Annotated in this window: 13 protein-coding genes and 1 CRISPR repeat array; of the genes, 7 read left to right on the forward strand and 6 right to left on the reverse strand. The window is 71.3% G+C overall.

Going from position 1 to position 16,172, the window contains the following annotated elements; all coding sequences use genetic code 11:
- Positions 1-23 precede the first annotated feature (23 nt).
- The 4 genes from ACZ60Q_RS10310 to ACZ60Q_RS10325 all read left to right on the forward strand — a co-directional run bounded on the left by ACZ60Q_RS10310 (position 24) and on the right by ACZ60Q_RS10325 (position 6,610).
- Positions 24-3,878, forward strand: coding sequence for an nSTAND1 domain-containing NTPase (locus ACZ60Q_RS10310; protein WP_469631115.1), 3,855 nt, complete (start codon positions 24-26; stop codon positions 3,876-3,878).
- 314 nt (positions 3,879-4,192) lie between these two features.
- Positions 4,193-4,693, forward strand: coding sequence for a SigE family RNA polymerase sigma factor (locus ACZ60Q_RS10315; protein WP_469631118.1), 501 nt, complete (start codon positions 4,193-4,195; stop codon positions 4,691-4,693).
- Positions 4,686-5,159, forward strand: coding sequence for a hypothetical protein (locus ACZ60Q_RS10320; protein WP_469631121.1), 474 nt, complete (start codon positions 4,686-4,688; stop codon positions 5,157-5,159). The genes ACZ60Q_RS10315 and ACZ60Q_RS10320 overlap by 8 nt, the downstream gene beginning before the upstream one ends.
- Before the next feature lie 173 nt (positions 5,160-5,332).
- Entirely contained in the window at positions 5,333-6,610 is a 1,278-nt protein-coding gene (locus ACZ60Q_RS10325; protein WP_469631124.1) for a mannosyltransferase family protein, read from the forward strand.
- A 160-nt stretch (positions 6,611-6,770) separates the two neighbouring features.
- On the opposite strand, the gene ACZ60Q_RS10330 is transcribed toward ACZ60Q_RS10325, so the two are convergent.
- The 5 genes from ACZ60Q_RS10330 to ACZ60Q_RS10350 form a co-directional block, all read right to left on the reverse strand.
- On the reverse strand, positions 6,771-8,780 hold the full coding sequence (locus ACZ60Q_RS10330; protein WP_469631127.1) for a tetratricopeptide repeat protein: 2,010 nt from the start codon (positions 8,778-8,780) through the stop codon (positions 6,771-6,773).
- A 183-nt stretch (positions 8,781-8,963) separates the two neighbouring features.
- Entirely contained in the window at positions 8,964-9,362 is a 399-nt protein-coding gene (locus ACZ60Q_RS10335; protein WP_469631130.1) for a hypothetical protein, read from the reverse strand.
- Positions 9,363-9,406: 44 nt separating this feature from the next.
- Positions 9,407-10,015: a DUF6879 family protein gene (locus tag ACZ60Q_RS10340; protein WP_469631133.1), complete on the reverse strand. Its 609-nt coding sequence runs from the start codon at positions 10,013-10,015 to the stop codon at positions 9,407-9,409.
- On the reverse strand, positions 10,008-10,277 hold the full coding sequence (locus tag ACZ60Q_RS10345; RefSeq protein ID WP_469631135.1) for a hypothetical protein: 270 nt from the start codon (positions 10,275-10,277) through the stop codon (positions 10,008-10,010). Before ACZ60Q_RS10345 ends, ACZ60Q_RS10340 begins: the two co-directional genes overlap by 8 nt.
- 120 nt (positions 10,278-10,397) lie before the next feature.
- Positions 10,398-11,069, reverse strand: a complete 672-nt coding sequence (locus tag ACZ60Q_RS10350; RefSeq protein WP_469631138.1) for a TetR/AcrR family transcriptional regulator — start codon at positions 11,067-11,069, stop codon at positions 10,398-10,400.
- Between the two features lie 115 nt (positions 11,070-11,184).
- On the opposite strand from ACZ60Q_RS10350, the gene ACZ60Q_RS10355 reads away from it, so the two are divergent.
- A complete protein-coding gene (locus ACZ60Q_RS10355) occupies positions 11,185-12,141 on the forward strand; it encodes an NAD(P)-dependent alcohol dehydrogenase (protein ID WP_469631141.1) in 957 nt (318 codons plus the stop codon).
- 12 nt (positions 12,142-12,153) lie between these two features.
- Here the strand turns inward: ACZ60Q_RS10355 and ACZ60Q_RS10360 are convergent, their stop codons facing one another.
- Positions 12,154-12,852, reverse strand: a complete 699-nt coding sequence (locus ACZ60Q_RS10360; protein WP_469631329.1) for a hypothetical protein — start codon at positions 12,850-12,852, stop codon at positions 12,154-12,156.
- A 196-nt stretch (positions 12,853-13,048) separates the two neighbouring features.
- A CRISPR array of direct repeats spans positions 13,049-14,128; the repeat unit is 29 nt; unit sequence GGGAACAACCCCGCACGCGCGGGGACGAC.
- Positions 14,129-14,626: 498 nt separating this feature from the next.
- Here ACZ60Q_RS10360 and ACZ60Q_RS10365 point away from each other — a divergent pair.
- Together ACZ60Q_RS10365 and ACZ60Q_RS10370 are read left to right on the forward strand one after the other, a co-directional pair.
- On the forward strand, positions 14,627-15,304 hold the full coding sequence (locus ACZ60Q_RS10365; RefSeq protein ID WP_469631143.1) for a hypothetical protein: 678 nt from the start codon (positions 14,627-14,629) through the stop codon (positions 15,302-15,304).
- 179 nt (positions 15,305-15,483) lie between these two features.
- Positions 15,484-16,134 carry a hypothetical protein gene (locus ACZ60Q_RS10370; protein ID WP_469631146.1) on the forward strand — a complete coding sequence of 217 codons (651 nt, stop codon included), beginning with the start codon at positions 15,484-15,486 and terminating at the stop codon, positions 16,132-16,134.
- Positions 16,135-16,172 lie beyond the last annotated feature (38 nt).

Raw genomic sequence — 16,172 nt, forward strand, 5'->3', positions numbered from 1 at the left:
CCAGGGAGTGGGGGACAGTTGCTGTGGGGCGTCAGGAGAAGCCGCTCGAACCGGAATCCGGCCCCGTACAGCGCTTCGCCCACGAGCTCCGGCAGTTGCGGCGGGAGTCGGGCGGTCCCACCTACCGGGCGATGGCCCGGGTGGCCCGCTACGCGGCGCCCACGCTGTCGGCGGCAGCCGCAGGCGACCGACTGCCGTCCCCGGCGGTCACCCGCGCCTACGTCCTCGCGTGCGGAGGGGACCCCGACGCGTGGGCGCGCCGACTGGCCGAGGCCGCGGAGGAGGCGTACCGGTTCCGGGAGGACGCGGCGGCGGACGACGACGCCGTTTCGCCGTACCCGGGGCTCGGGCGTTTCGAAGCCGAGCACCGGGAGATGTTCTTCGGCCGGGACACCGTGGTGGACGACCTCGCGGAGCTTGTGGGGCGGTACGGATTCGTCGGGGTGGTGGGGGCGTCGGGGAGCGGCAAGTCGTCGCTGCTGCGGGCGGGGCTCGTACCGGCGCTGCGGGCCGGACGGGCCGGTGACACGCCCTCGGCCATCAGGATCCTGACGCCGGGCGAGCACCCGTCGGGCATCGACCGGGCCCTGTTCGCGGACGACGCGGTCGTGCTGGTGGACCAGTTCGAGGAAGTGTTCACGCTCTGCCAGGACCGCGCCGAACGGGCGGAGTTCATCGACCTGTTGGTGGGGGCGCGGGCGCGCGTGGTCATCGCCGTACGGGCGGACCTCTACGGGCGGTGCGCCGACCACGAGGCCCTCGTCTCCGCTCTCCGCCGCGCCACGCTCCTCCTCGGCCCGATGAATCCCGAGCAGCTGCGGCAGGCGGTGGTGGGCCCCGCGGTCGCGGAGCGCCTGATCGTGGAGCGCGAGCTGACCGCTCGCATCGTCGAGGACGTCGCGGACGAACCGGGCGGCCTCCCGCTGATGTCCCACGCCTTGCTCGAAACCTGGCGGAGGCGTCGGGGGCGGGCGATGACCCTTGCCGCGTACGAGGCGATCGGCGGCGTACGCGGCGCGATCGCCCATACCGCCGAGGCGGTCTTCAGCGGCTTCGACGACGTGCGGGCCGCGACCGCGCGGGCCCTGCTGCTGCGGCTCGTCACACCGGGCTCCGGCACCGGGGACACGGGCCGTCCGGTCGCCCGGGGCGAGCTGGAGGACCTGGCGGAGCTGGGACACGCGCGGGAGGTGCTGGAACAGCTCGTGCGGGCGAGGTTGTTGACGGTCGACGACCAGATGGTGAGCCTGGCCCACGAGGCGCTGATCGGGGCGTGGCCGCGACTGCGGGCCTGGGTCGAAACCGACCGCGAGCTGTTGCGGGTACAGCGGAGGCTGACCGAGGCGGCAGGGACGTGGGCCGCCTTGGAACGTGACGCCGGGGCCCTGTACCGGGGAGGCCGACTGGAGTCCGCACGAGCGGTGTTCGCGTCCGGATCCGCGTCCGGATCCGCGTCCGGAACCGTGTCTGGATCCGTGTCTGGATCCGTGTCCGGATCCGCGTCCGGTGCCGGGTCCGGTGCCGTGCGCGGAGCAGCGTCCAGTGCCGCGTCCGGTGCCGTGCTCGGCTTTACTCGTGGCACGTTGCCGAGTTCTGAACTCACCTCCGTGGAGCGTGCGTTCCTGGACGCGAGCATCCGCGCGCACGACAGGGAGCGGCGCACCGCGGCACGTACGGCACGGACCCTGCGCGCACTGGTCGCCGCGCTCTCCGTGCTGCTCTGCCTGGCCGTCGTCGCGGGGCTGGCCGCCCGGCAGCAGAGTCGTACGGCCGAGCGCCGGGCCACCGAGGCGGAGGCGCGCAGGGTTGCGGCGGTCGTGGACACCCTGCGCCGGTCGGACCCCCGCACGGCGCTCCGGCTGAGCGTGGCCGCCTGGCGGATCGCCGACCTTCCGGAGACCAGGGAGGCGCTGTACGGTGCCGCCGCCCAACGGGACCTGGGCCTTCTCGAGGCCGGTTCCCCCGAGATGGCCCCCGACGACAACGACACCTGGCGACGGCTCAGCCACGACGGCCGCACCCTCACGGTGGTGGGTCCGGACCGTACCCGGCGCTGGGACGTCGCCGACGGGCGCCCGTTGTCCGACCTGCCGGGTCTGGGGCGTCGGGCGGTGAACATCGCCGCGGTCGGCCCCGACACCGGCACGGTCGCCTACCGGACCCCGGAGGGGGTGCGGCTGTGGGACCTCGCGGCCGGGAGGCCGACCGGTGCGGCGTTCGGGCCGCCGGGCGACGACGTCGACGTCTGGTTCGGCCCCGACGCGCGCACGGTCGCCGTGCACGGATACGGAGGACCGCTCCAGGTGTGGGACGCGACCCGGGGCCGTCTCCTGCTGGAGACGGGCCGACGGTGGGCATCGGTCCGCGCCCTCGCCGTCGCGCCCGGCGGACGGCTGCTCGCGTTCTGCCCGGACGACGACGCGCTCCAGGTGTGGGACGTACGCGAGGGCCGTCGGCTGTCGACGCCCTGGGCGACGAAGGGGCGGGTGTGCGGACAGGACGCGTTCCGGTTCACCCCGGACGGGCGGGCGCTGGCCGTCGGCTTCCCGTCCGCGCTGCGGACCTGGGAGGCGCGGTCCGGGCGGGAACGACCCCGGATCGCCACCAACGGCACGCCCGATGCCGCGTTCAGCGCGGACGGCTCGCACGTCGCGACGCTGGCCCACGGTGAGCTGCGGCTCTGGCGCACCGCCGACGTGTCCGTTCCGCTGCTCCGGCACCGGGTCATCGCGTCGAGCACGAGCGAGCTCGCGCTCGACCTGGAGAACGGGGTGATCCGCTTCACGGAGGGGAACAACCTCGTCAGCGCCGTGCGTACCGTCGCTCTCACCGGAACGGGAACGGGAACGGGAATCGGAACCGGAACCGGAACGGGAACGGGAATCGGAACCGGCGGCGAACCGAGCGGGTGGGAGGAACGCCCTTTCATCGCGGCCCGGTTCAGCCCGGACGGCAGCCGCCTCGTCACCGGCCGTCCAGGGAAGATCGAGTTGCGCGATGGCGTCACAGGCCGGCCGTACGACACCTTCGCCGCCGCGTCCTGCGCCGCCTGTTCGCCCGTGCCGGTGACGGCCTTCGGCCGGGACAGCCGCACCTTCGCCTACCTGAGTACGCCGGACACCGTAACTCTGAGGAACTCCGGCCCGCGTCCCACCGTCACCGCGCTCCCGTCACGCACCGGCGTCGACGGCATCGCGGTCGGAGGCCGGGACTCCGTGGTCGTGACCCGGACGTCGTACGGGGTCGACTTCCTGGCCCCGGGGACATCCCGAGCACCCCTGCCCCGCCAGCGGTACGGCTCGCTCCGCGACCGGGCCCCGGACGGCAGGATCATCACCGACGAACGCCTGCTGATCGATCCGGGCGGAGACCGTGCGGCGAGCGTCGAACGTGTCATGCGCGGCGAAGGCCCGGCGGCGGTTGCCGTGTTCGGTCCGAACGGTCGCCACCTGGCCATGAGCGACCACGAGGGCCGCGTCACGCTGTGGGACGGCGACGGAAGTACCCGGCTGGCCGTTCTCACCCCCGGCGCGGAGGCGGGCACCGGAAGGGAGGGCCGGCCCTCGGCGCTGGCCTTCTCCGCCGACGGGGGGTTGCTGGCGGTGGGTGACGCGGACGGGGAGCTGCGCTTCTGGTCCACGGACGCCCCCCGGGCGGCGGGGTCGCCGCTTCCGGCGGCGGACGGCCCGGTCCTCGCTCTGGCCTTCGGCCCGGACGCCTCCGGCCTGCGGGTGACGACTCCGCACACACCCGTCCGTACGTACCCGCTCGGGCTGGAACGGACGGCCGGGGCGGTGTGCGCGCGGGCGGGAGGCGGGTTGACCAGGGAGATGTGGGACTCGTATCTGCCGGGCATCCCCTACCGCGACCTCTGCTGAGGCGAGGGCCGGGCAGCGGCAGCCGAGGACCGGGGCAGGCCGGGGCGGGCCGGGGCGGGGCAGGTAGGGCAGGCCGGGCGGGCCGAGGCCGGGCCGGGGCGGGCAGGGCAGGCCGGGGCCGGTCGGGGCCGCAAGGGCCCCCGACCGGCGGCCTTGCCGGGGTGATCCCCGTGTCCGGCGCGGGTGAGGGCGAGGGCGAGCTGCCGGCCTCCCGGGTGCGTGATGGTGATCACTCCGCTGTTTCGCCGATGATGTCGACCGGATGACCGGCGGCGGGCGTATACCCGGTGAAGCGAAAGATCCGGGAGTGACTTTTGACCGTCGAGGAGTTCGAAGAGTTCTACGCCCAGGCGGTCGCACGTCTCACAGGCCAGCTGTACGTGATGACCGGCGACCTCCAGGAGGCGCAGGACGTCGTGCAGGAAGCGTTCGTCAAGGCGTGGGTCCGGCGCGACCGGCTGGAGCGCGACGGGCAGCCCGAGGCGTGGATCCGTACGGTCGCCTGGCGCCTGGCGGTGAGCCGTTGGCGCTTCCGGCGGCGTTCGGCGGACGCCTGGAGCCGGGGGAGCGGCGAGCCCGGACACGTGGAGCCGCCGGACCCCGGCCACGTGGTCCTGGTCGACGCGCTCCGGGAACTGCCCCCGCAACAGCGGCGGACGCTGACCCTGCACTACCTGTGCGACCTCACGGTCGAGCAGATCGCCGGAGAGACCGGGCTTTCCGGCAGCACGATCAAGACGCACCTGGTCCGCGGACGGGCGGCGCTCGCCCACCGTCTGCGGGACCCCCGCATCGAGGAGGCCCCTGATGTCTGACCCGCGGGATCCGTTGCGGTCCCTGTTCCGGGAGGCCGGTGAGTTCGGGCAGGCCCGCTCCGACGCGGACGCCGCGTCGAGCATCACGCAACGCGGAATGCGCGCGCGGCGACGCCGGATGGCCGTGGTCGCGGTGGGCGTGTGCCTGGTCGTCGGCGGGGGCGGCGCGGTCGCGGTGGGCCTCCTGCCGGTCCGGCCGCAGCCGGTCGCACCGGCCACCGGCCCGTCGCCCGGCTACCCGTCGCCCGTACCGTCCGACCGGCTGCCGAAGGAGTCGCCGTCACCGGAGCCGTCACCGAGCACCACGCTGCCGGGGGCTGCGGAGAGCTCGGGGGCGGAGGTGCCGTCGGGCCGGTCCACCGGGCCGGGCGGAGCGGCCAGGAGTACGGGGACGAGCACGGGGACGAGTACAGGGGCGGGTACGCCGCAGCGGTCGCCGACGGCGACGGCGACTGCGACGAGCTAGGGGCAACAGCGCTGCCCTGACCCGACCAGCTTCCTTCTTTCCCCTGCGTTCCACCTACCTCTTTCCTCCCCGTCCCCGCCCTCCTCCCTCGCCGTGCCCCGGCGACTTCACCGGGCGATCCCGTACGTCTTCGTCTCGGCGTATCCGCGAGGCGCGCCCGAAAGGTGCCTCAGTTGTCCACGCTTCCTCCCGGGCCGCGGCCTTCATCCGCCCGCCCCGTGCCGCCCGAGCCCCGGGCACCCGTGCGCCCTGAGCTCCGGGTGCCCGCTGGATCAACCGGGCCCCGGGCGGGGCGGTTCCGCCGGGCGGCGGCCCGCCTGCCCCCTGCCGACCGGGCCGTGTTGTGGTTCTACCTCCTGACCCGAATATCCCTGTGGATCACGGCCCACTTCGCCCACCGGCTGTTTTCGGCCCGCACCGGTACGCGGGAGGCGGCACCGGTCCTCGCGCCCTTCCAGCAGTGGGACGCGAACCATTACCTGCACATAGCGCGCGACGGCTACTTCCCCGCCGGCGCGGGCCCGTGGACGATCGGCTGGGACAACCGGGAGGCGTTCTTCCCTGGCTATCCCCTCCTACTCCGTACCGTGCACACGGTGGTACCGGACTGGACGGCGGCCGGGCTGCTGATCTCGTTCGTCGCGGGGGCGGTGGCCGTACTGGCCCTGTCCCGTATCGCGCGGACGTATCTGCCGGAGGACGCGGCGGTCCGCCGGACGGCCCTTCTCTTCCTGCTCTCGCCCTGCGCGGTGTTCCTGGCCGTCGGCTACACGGAGGCGCTGTTCCTCGCGTTCGCCCTGCCCGCCTGGCTCGCCGCTGTGCGGCACCGCTGGGCGCTCGCCGCCGTACTGACGACGCTGGCGACGACGGTCCGCGTCAGCGGCCTGTTCCTCGCCGCCGCCATCGCCCTGCTCTTCGTGCTGACCGCCCGGGACCGGCGGGACCGGCGGGACTGGCGAGCGGCGGGCTGGACGCTGCTTCCGGCGCTGCCCCCGGCCGCGTACAGCTGGTATCTGCACGCGCACACCGGCGACTGGATGGCCTGGAAGCACGCGCAGGAACGCGGCTGGTACCGGACGTTCCACACCCCGTGGGAGGCGTGGGGGAACACCTGGAACGAGGCGTTCGGCCACGCGCGGACGACCGGCTACGCGCTCATGTTCCAGGCGGAACTCGTGGCGATGCTGGTGGGACTCGCGCTGGTGGCCGTACTCCTGTACCGCCGCCGCTGGCCCGAGGCGCTGTACGTGGCCCTCAGCCTCTGGGCCCTGGGCACCTCGCACTGGTACACGTCGATCCCGCGCGCGACGCTGCTGTGGTGGCCGCTGTGGATCGGCCTGGCGGCGCTGAGCCTGCGGCGGCCGTGGTTCAGGACGGCGTACCTGAGCGTGGCCGCGCCGGTGACGACGCTGGTCGCGCTGACGTTCCTGACGGGGAGGTGGGCGGGGTGAGCCCGGCCCGCCTCTATGAAGGCCGCCGCCAGTGCGCTGCCCATCGTGCCCGGACCGACGACGGTTACAGAGGTCTGGTGCTGGTGCTGGTGGTACATGGACATCTTCGGTTCCAGTTCCAGGAGTTGCGGAAGGCACGGAAGTCCAGGAGTTCAGGCAGTTACGACGTCTCTCCTCGCCCTCCGCCGCCAGTGCTCCGCCCGTCGTCCAGGGTGCGTCGGCGCTCTGCGAGACGATCAAGTGACCACAGGGTCCATGGATGTCCGGCCCCCAGTAGGCGCGTGCGCGCATCCACCACCGACTCGGCCTGTTCCAACGCCTCTGGGAACTGCCCGAGCTCCCCGAGCACGCGGCTCAGCAGGGAACGGGCTGCGAGAGTCTTCGGATGCTCGATTCCATAGGTGAGCTCGAAACCCGTGACCACGTTTCGGACAAGAGGAAGAGCCCGGGCCTGACGGCCGACGGTGACCAAGGCGAAGCCGTGGTTCAGTTCGGCGTTCAAGGTGATGGGGTGCCCGGGACCGACCTCGCTGCGGCAGTCCGATACCAAGGAGGCTCCGGCGTCCGGATGCGTCTTGGGACCGGCAGCGAACTCCAGCAGGTACGTCCGCGCGATGAGTGTGGACGGGTGTGTCGGGCCGAGCACGGCGGTCCGGCCTTCGACCGCGCGCCGCACCAGCTCCACCGCCTCGTCCTTCCGATCGAGAACCCAGGCGAGCACCGGTGAAAGCCCCGCGCAACTCTCCAGTGTTTCGACAGCGCTCGCACCGAACACGGCGGTGCAGTCCGCCAGCGCGAGGCGGTGGGTCGCCTCCGCCTCCTCGTACCGCCCGAGCCGGTAGAGGGACCGCCCCGCGCGTTGGCGGATCGCGATCACCGCGGGGTGGTCAGCCTCCAGCACCTGAGTCCCACGTGTCACCGCGTCCTGCGCCACCGACAGGGCCGACGCGTAGTCCCCGGCTCGGTGGAGTGCGACCGCCAACCGCAACGTGCACTCCAGCACGCGTGTCATGGATGCCGGCCCCACTTCTGTCCACTGGGTCGCCCGCCGTAGCAGCGCCAGGGTGTGCGGTACGTACGGGGCGAGGGGAGGATCCTCACGCGCCCACGGCCGCGATACGTCCGGCACGGCCGCGCTGAGCAGTTGAGCCGCCGTGCTCACCAGCACGTCGTGCTGATCGCCAGGGGCACTGCGGGCGATGCTGTCCAGCAATACGCCGTGGGTTCGCAGACAGCGAGGCGGGCCGGGGACCAGACGGGTGAGGGAGTGGTCGAGCAGACCGCGGAGCGCCGGCTCGACCCGTGCTCGGGGCACGACCGCATCGATGTCGGACACGGTCAGCAGTCGGAGGGGCAGGGGATCGTGGGACCAGCAGCTGAGCAGGCGGACCAACGCCGTTGCTTGCGGCAGCCCTTGGGTACGTAGTGCGTTCAGCGACAGTTCCCAGGTGGTGCTGGCGAGATGCCGGGAGGTGTCGCCGCCGCTGTACGCGGCCCCCTGATCCAGAAGGTCGATGGGGTCCACCTCGTTGCCCCGTTCGAGCGCCCGCCCGTACTCCGCCATGCTCCAGGGACTGATCACCTGATGTGCCAGAAAGCCGCCCGCGAGGGTGAGCGCCAGTGGCAGGCGGCCCAGCCGATCGGCGATCTCGGCCGCTTCCACCGCGGTGCCTCTCTCCGGCGCCAGATCGCACAGCACCTGCGCTGCGTCCTCGCGCGGAAGTACACCGACGTGATGAAGGGTCGCACCGGGCCACCAATGGGCAGCGACCTGACGGGTGGTGACCAGAGTGATGCCGCGCGGACTGGTGCGCAGCCAGTTACCTTCGCGCAGGATGGCCGGGTGGTCGGCGTTATCGATCACCAGTAACCATGGCTGGTCGGAGCGGTCCAGCATCTCCCACACCAGGTCCGCAGCCGCGCGCAGCCCGTTACGGGCAGCGGCGAGCTCGCCTTCGCCCGCACCACGATCGGCGGCGACAGCGAGCATTCCCGCGCGCAGTGAGGCCAGGTCGGGAGCGTTGACCCAGAGGCCGGCCCGGCCGCCTTCGGCGGTCGCGAGGCGAAAGGCCTCTGAGGCGACGGCGGTCTTGCCGCATCCTCCCAGGCCGTGAAGTACGTAGACCTGCTCCGCTCCGCCATCCTCCAGGGCCGACCGCAGTCGCGTCATCAGCTCCAGTCGGTCGCGCAGGACGACCGGTGCGCGCCCTACCGCCGGTTGCCGCACGGAATCGGGAGCGAACCCCGTACGGGAACGCCGGTTGTCCGTGATGGTGGTGCTCGGTGATGTGTTGGTCCCCGGCGCTCTGAAAGACGCGGCCGCTGCCCTCAGCCCGTCCCTCGGTCGATCCGGTCACCGCTCGGTGATGTGCTGGTCTCGGCCGGCCTGGTAGACCCTGGAGTGCCCGGTGGCAGTGGCACGTTGCGAGACGGTCGTGGAAGGTGCTGCCGTGCCGGGTGCGAGCTCGTCGAGCAGCCTTTGAAGCTCCGCCGCTACCTGAGGCCGGTCGATCAGCAACCGCCGGATCCGGGCCTGCCACTCGGCGGCCAGTTCACCCTCGACGGTGGCGTCGGCGGCCAGATCCTCCCGAGTGTTGCCGAGTTCGGCGGCCACCGCGTCAGCTCGCTCGGGCCGCGCCCGCTGCCAGAGAGCGACGAACCCGTCCCTGGTGTGCTCCCAAGCGTCGGTCGCCATCAGGCCGACGAGCGTCACGCTCGCGCTCTGGGCGAGCGTGACCAGCTCCGGGTTCATGACGCGGGCTCCTTCCGTTGCGGTCGACCGTGGCGCTCGCCCGGTCAGCGGACGTTGGGCGGTCCGAGCGGAGCGATCTCCCGCTCGAAGAACTCCGGGAACCCCTCGCCCATGGCGAAAAGGGTCTCGAAATCCCCGGTCGTCCTGCTGACCTGGTCGGGGCCTGTGAAGCGACGGGCTCCTGCACCCTTCAGTTCGTCGTCGTAGATCACGGCGTACATCACCGAATTTCCGAGGATGATGACCTCGGGCACCGGCGTGTCCCGTTCCAGATCAGAGATGGTCCGGGCGTCCAGCACACGGATCTCCTCGCCCAGCTCCGACCTGAGCACGAATGCGTTCATCTCCCACTGCAGATAGGGAGTTACCGGGAACTCGACGACACGAACCCTGCGAAATGACAGGCCGCGGCGAGCGGTATCCCGGAAGTAGGCGGCAACCGCGTCCCGCTCGTCCTCGATGAGCCGGAGGGCCCCGGCCCAGTCCCCGGAGGCGAAGGCCTCCCAGCTGGGTGAGCCTTGCTCCTTGAACGTCTGACCACGCTCGATCTTGGCGAGCAGGCTGATGTCACTCTTGTGGACCCGGCTGAAGTCAGCGAGATATTCGGCACGTGAGAGAACCTCGCCGGCACCACTGCTGAAGCACTCAAACATCAGGGATATCCGCCTTCGCTGCGATGAGCATCCTGCGGGGGATGACCACGAGGCGCTCATCGGGACTGATGGAGACCCCGTCCGGCAGGCGCGTCCCCAGAGAGCCGGTGAGGTCTCGTCCGATCACAGCGATGTCGCCGTTCTCCAGCTCCCAGATATCCGGGCATTCGGGTCCGGTGCTGGTGGCACGCAGCTCCCGTGCCGACCTTCCGAGGCGCCTTTTGAAGCCGGTGTCAGGATCAGCTTCCCAGGGTCTGCCCATGCTGGTGCCCTTCCTCTCCTCGGCCGGTCAACCTATCAGTGCCGCCGAGCCAATTCCGGTGTCAAGTAGGCTATTCGGCCTGTTCGGGGAGGTGCCGAGGGCTGGGGAGGGTAACCCCCCTCACCCCGCCCCGTGGAGCCGGTCCAGCTCCAGCCCCGCAGGCGGCGGGAGCGGGCGGGCCGAAGGTGTGGCCCGGAACGATTCCAGGAGGTAGCCCACCAGCCGGCGGGACGCGGCGGCGGCCTCGGGGCCCGACCCGTTCGTCACGCCGCTGTTGGCCAGCAGCACCAGCACCACGTCGGAGACGTCGAAGTCCGGGCGCAGCACCCCCGCTTCCCGTGCCCTCCGCACCAGCAGCGCCAGCCCCTCCTTCGCCCGGTCGCGCTCCCCGGCGTAAGCCGTCCCGCCCGGGAAACGGGACAGGAACGCGTGGGTGAAGCCCCGGTCGGCGGCCTGCATCGCGCATACCTTGCGGAACACCGTGCAGAAGCCGCGCCACGGGTCCGGGTCCTCCAATGCCTCGTCCAGTACGCCCGCGCATTCGGCGAGTTGCTCGGCGAACGCCTCGGCGATCAGCGAGGCGCGGGTGGGGAAGCGCCGGTAGAGGGTGGCGACGCCGACCCCCGCCCGTCGTGCGATCGCGCTGATCGGTACGTCGATGCCGTGCAGCGCGTACGCCTCGCGGGCCGCCCGCAGAATGCGCTCCCGGTTCTCCCGGGCGTCCGCCCGCAGGGCGTCGGAGCCGGTGGTCGGACCGGCCGGGGGCGGGTTGTGAGAGGGCTGAGCAGGCATGTCTCTCACTTTAGAGTAAATGGAGGAGGTCTTCCGCTTAGCCGCCTACCGTGGAACGTGAGGCACGCGAAAAGGACGTACCTCTTGTCGGCGAAACAGAACAGGACCCCTCACCGTGAACGACATGCGCGCGGCGCTCTACGACAGTTACGGGCCGCCCGAGGTCCTCTACGAAGGCCGGGTGCCGATCCCGGTGCGGCGCCCGGGCGAGGTGCTGGTCCGGGTCCACGCGGTGAGCGTCAACGGCGGTGAGCTGCACGGGCGCGCCGGAAAGATCCGCCTGGCCACCGGCCGCCGCTTCCCGCAGCGGACCGGCATCGACTTCGCGGGCGAGGTCGCCGAGGTGGACGCCTCGGTCACCGGACTGCGGGCGGGCGACCGGGTGTGGGGCCTCCTGGGGAGGGCCTTCGGCAGCGCGGCCGAGTACGTCTCGGTCCGCCCGCGCCAGATCGCGTACGCCCCCGGCAACGTCACCCTGACCGAGGCGGTGTCGCTGCTCGCCGGGGGTACCACGTCCCTCACCGCCCTGCGGGACAAAGTCGGCCTGCGAGCGGGCGAACGTCTCCTCGTACGTGGGGCATCCGGCGGCGTCGGCAGCATCGCCGTCCAGCTCGGCAAGGCACTCGGCGCGCACGTCACCGGTCTCGCCGGCGCGAAGAACCTCGCCCTCGTCCGTGACCTGGGCGCGGACGAGGCGCTGGACCACCGGGCGACACCAGTGGCGGACCTCGACCGCTACGACGTCATCATGGACACGGTGGGAACCGAACACCGCGCTCTGCGGAGGCGTTTGACCCCGGCAGGGCGCATGGTGTCCATCGCGTTCGACGTCGACCGTCCGGTCCGGAGCATCGGCTACATGCTGGGCACGGCCGTGCACGGCCGTCGGCGGGTCCGCTTCTTCGCCGCCGACCCGAAGCACGACCTGCTCGCCGAGCTGGCAGCGTTCGTGGAACGCGGCGACCTGCGCCCCGTCGTCGACACGGTCCACCCGCTGCCGGAAATCGCCGCCGCCCACCGCGCCCTGGAGGCGGGTGGGGTGCGGGGCAAGCAGGTGATTCAGCTGGTGTGAGAGGCCGGGTCGTCAGATGATCCGGGGGATGACCTCGTTGCCCTTGGTGGACCAGTTGGTGATGATCGGCTTCTCCACGGTGGGTGCGTCGGGAAGCTCGACCTCGGCGGGGTTGGGGTCCTTCTCCGAGGTGGCGATGATGACGTGTGTGAACTGCTTGCCGCCCTCGCCTTCGGTGGTCTTGACGTTGATACCGGCGTACGCGACGGAGGAACCCGAGAGCTTGATCGGGTCCTCGCCGCCCTGACCGTCGGGTGAGGCGACACCGTCAGCGTCCGAACCGAAGGAGACGCTGGGGGTGTTGATGTCCAGGTAGCAGGTGATACCGGGCTTGGCCTTGGCGGTGATCAGGTAGTAGCTGATCGGCTGTGCTTCCCAAGTGACGCTCAGGTCGAGGTCGTTGGTGCCGCAGGACTGTCCGTAACCGCTCTTGTCGCCGCTGCCGGCTTCGCCCTTGTCGCCGGTTCCTCCGCCGGACGTGGACCCGCTCGCCGTCGTGCTCTCGCCGCCGGAGGCACGGTCACCGGAAGAAGCCTCGCCCTTGTCGCCGCCGCCCTCGCCGCCCTCGGCGGGGGAAGAGGCGGCGGTGGGGGCGACGGCCCCGTTCTCGGTGGGGTCCTCCGGTCCGCAGGCGGTGGTGGCGGCGAGGGCTGTCACGACGGCGGCAGCCAGGACGAGGCGGGCGGAACGGGTGGCGAGACGCGTGCGCATCATGAACTCCAACGGCTGTCGTATGCGGTGCTTCCTGCTGACAACGACGACGTTAGGGCCGGGTCGATCCTCAAATGATTGCGCGATTGTCCAGGTTCTGTTTCAGCGGTTCAGTTCCATGCGGGAGGTACTGACTTTGCGCCACATGCCAGCTCACGGGGCTTGATCGGGGCCGTCTCCAGACGGGCGGGCCGACGGGAACAGCCCCGCACGTGCGGGGACGACGAGGTCGCGTACATCAGCCGCTCGAAGAGGTGGGGAACAACCCCGCACGCGCGGGGACGACTGCATCAGGCAGTCGTGCTCCACCGGCCGGATGGGAACAACCCCGCACGCGCGGGGACGACGCGGCGGCGCGCACGCGGGCAAGGGCCCGCTTGGGAACAACCCCGCACGCGCGGGGACGACTGGGTGGAGCGGGAGCCGGTGGAGCTCCACGAGGGAACAACCCCGCACGCGCGGGGACGACTGGAACGGGGTCATCGACCGCCGCGACCGCGCGGGAACAACCCCGCACGCGCGGGGACGACACCACCGCCACTCTGGTGACGGGCATCGTCGCGGGAACAACCCCGCACGCGCGGGGACGACTGAGGAGGCCCGTACCGGCTACACCCGCTCCTCGGGAACAACCCCGCACGCGCGGGGACGACCCCCTTGGATTTGGGACGCGCGGCTTTTCTGTGGGAACAACCCCGCACGCGCGGGGACGACAGCGCCACCGTTACCCACTGGTTCTCGTAGATGGGAACAACCCCGCACGCGCGGGGACGACACCGAGCTCACCGCAGGAACGGAGTTCAGCGAGGGAACAACCCCGCACGCGCGGGGACGACAAGGGCTTCCGCTTCGACACCACCGGGTGGGAGGGAACAACCCCGCACGCGCGGGGACGACCTTTCGTCTGCATGGCGGACGAGACCGATGGACTGGCCATCGTCAGGAACAACCCCGCACGCGCGGGGACGACTTGACGTCGATGAGCGCGATCTCTGCGATGCCGGGAACAACCCCGCACGCGCGGGGACGACGCGGGCTGCACCGTCAGGGTGTCGTCGCCGTCGGGAACAACCCCGCACGCGCGGGGACGACTTGCCCTGCGCGTCGGTGAGCGGCCGGGTGTCGGGAACAACCCCGCACGCGCGGGGACGACGCTTGGAGGGCACGGCTGCCGCCAACACCGAGGGGAACAACCCCGCACGCGCGGGGACGACGGACAGCCTCACCGAGACCGTGTGCCCGCGCTTGGGAACAACCCCGCACGCGCGGGGACGACAGTTCGTGACCTGCGGGTTTATGCGGCCGGAGAGCTATTTTCCTTCACTTCTTGAGAAACGGGCATATCGCCCTCTCTCCTCAAGGTGTCTGGGCGCAACCACTCCACCCCCGATGCCCCGATCGTCTGCGCGCACCGTCCAGTCTCTGGGCCGCTCCGGCCTGCCTTCGCCAGCCTGCTACCGGTCGGCATGGTCAGCAGGAACCCCGACATGGGTCCGGCCCGGCCATTGCCATGGTTCATGACTCCATCATGGCTCCCTATCCGGCATGCGCAGGGTCATCTTGCCCGACCCGGAAGAAATGATCTTGGTTCAGGGGTGCCCGCCAGTACCCGTGCAGCCTCATTCGCGAGGTCTCAAACTGGTTGGTGCGGGTCACCGCTGCTCCCCTCGCGAGAACGTCGCGCGCTTCCTCGCCGACGTCGAAATCTCCTCGGGCCCCATCAACTACCCCAGCCTGAAAGGGCGAAGGCTCGCGCGGATGCGAGACTGCCACCATGACTATGCACCTCATCTCTGTCATCGGGAGCAGCCCTGGCGTCGGCAAATCCACCCTCTGTCGCGCGGTGGCCGGCTGGCTCGCCGGCACCGGAGCGGCGGTCGACCACTTCGAGGAGGCCGACATCCTCACGCGGTCCGCCTTCCGGACCGTGGCTGAGGAGTTCGCCGGTGGGGCTGCCTCCGTCCGGCCCGCGACCCTGGTCGAGTGCACTCGTGCCTATGTCGCGGAGTCACTCGCGGCGGGCAAGGACTACTTGGTGACGGATGCCCTTCTGCCGTTCATCCCCTCCCTCGTGGCATGGGGCCACGACGAGAGGACCCTTGTCCACGTCATGGAAGAACTCGCACGGGCCGTGGAGCCGGCACGGGTCACCGTGGTCTACGTCCACGACGACCCGGAGACGGCGCTACGACGCGCGGTCGAGCGAGAAGGCGAGGCCTGGGAGGACTGGTACGTAGGGAAGCTCGCCGGCTCCCCTGGCACCCGGGCTGTTCACGACCTTCCCTCGGCCGCCGCTCATCTCCGCTTCGAGGCCGGCCTCACCAGCCGCCTTCTGGCGCAGACACCGTGGCACGTTCTGCGTCTGGACGTAGGGGAACTCGATGCTCAGGGTGCATACGCCCGCACCCGGCACCACCTGACGGACGTGCTGGAGGCGGCCCGACCCGCGTGACCGCGTGTCCGCGCGGCTGTCGGGGCCGGGGATGTGCCGCCGTCTCGAACGCGAGACTATGTCGCGACAACTAGCCTATTGGCAGGGCGAGTTAGGGGAGTTTGGGGGGGTGTCGAATGTGCCACAGGGTCGGATAGGGTGCCGTTCGCCGCACCCGTGCGCCAGCCTGGAGGACCTTGATGTCTGTGGCCGAACTACTGGAAGCGGCGATCGCCGACATACGGCGGCAGGGCTACGATCCGGCGGCGCTGGCGGACGAGAGCTGTGTCCGTACGTTCGGGGACGTCCTGCGGCTCGGATCCCGGAGCTGGGACCTGGTCGCCGACGCGGTCGCCGCCACTCCGCCCGACGTCGATCTGGCCGAGCGGATCCTGCGGACGGGTCTGACGTTCGAGAACAGCCGCAATCCGCACGTCGCCTCCTTCGAGCAGGACGTCCGGATCGCCAGGGACTCCCGCGCGCAGGGGCACCAGCTCGGGAGCGACGCGTTTCTGCTGGCGGTCGGACCGGTGCGGCCGGCCCTGTTCCGGGCCCAGACGGCTGCCGTCAACGCTGTGGACAGGGTCCTGTCCGACGCCGCTGAGCTGGCGGGCCTGCCGGGCCGGGTGGACGAGCTGCGGAGCCGGGCCGACCGGGCCCGTACTCGTTGGCGCACCGGGCGGCTGGAGCGGCGGGCGGAGAAACTCGACAGCCGGGCCGCCGCTCTGACGGCGGGCAGCGGGGAGCGATTCGGGCAGGCGCGGGAGCAGGTCGCCCGGTTCGTCGTGGATGTCGCCGCGACCGTGGTGTTGTTCGACGGCACATTCGGGATCGACCGCCGGCGGCCCTGAGCTTGGCGGAGGCCACTGGGCCGGGGTCTTCGGCGATC

The organism is Streptomyces sp. NPDC104313, from assembly GCF_055583985.1.

Coding starts and splice junctions, on each gene's coding strand:
- ACZ60Q_RS10320 (WP_469631121.1), top strand. CDS start 4,686: ATGTCTGACCCGCGGGATCCGTTGCGGTCCCTGTTCCGGGAGGCCGGT.
- ACZ60Q_RS10330 (WP_469631127.1), bottom strand. CDS start 8,780: ATGACGCGACTGCGGTCGGCCCTGGAGGATGGCGGAGCGGAGCAGGTC.
- ACZ60Q_RS10335 (WP_469631130.1), bottom strand. CDS start 9,362: ATGAACCCGGAGCTGGTCACGCTCGCCCAGAGCGCGAGCGTGACGCTC.
- ACZ60Q_RS10340 (WP_469631133.1), bottom strand. CDS start 10,015: ATGTTTGAGTGCTTCAGCAGTGGTGCCGGCGAGGTTCTCTCACGTGCC.
- ACZ60Q_RS10345 (WP_469631135.1), bottom strand. CDS start 10,277: ATGGGCAGACCCTGGGAAGCTGATCCTGACACCGGCTTCAAAAGGCGC.
- ACZ60Q_RS10350 (WP_469631138.1), bottom strand. CDS start 11,069: ATGCCTGCTCAGCCCTCTCACAACCCGCCCCCGGCCGGTCCGACCACC.
- ACZ60Q_RS10360 (WP_469631329.1), bottom strand. CDS start 12,852: ATGCGCACGCGTCTCGCCACCCGTTCCGCCCGCCTCGTCCTGGCTGCC.
- ACZ60Q_RS10365 (WP_469631143.1), top strand. CDS start 14,627: ATGACTATGCACCTCATCTCTGTCATCGGGAGCAGCCCTGGCGTCGGC.
- ACZ60Q_RS10370 (WP_469631146.1), top strand. CDS start 15,484: ATGTCTGTGGCCGAACTACTGGAAGCGGCGATCGCCGACATACGGCGG.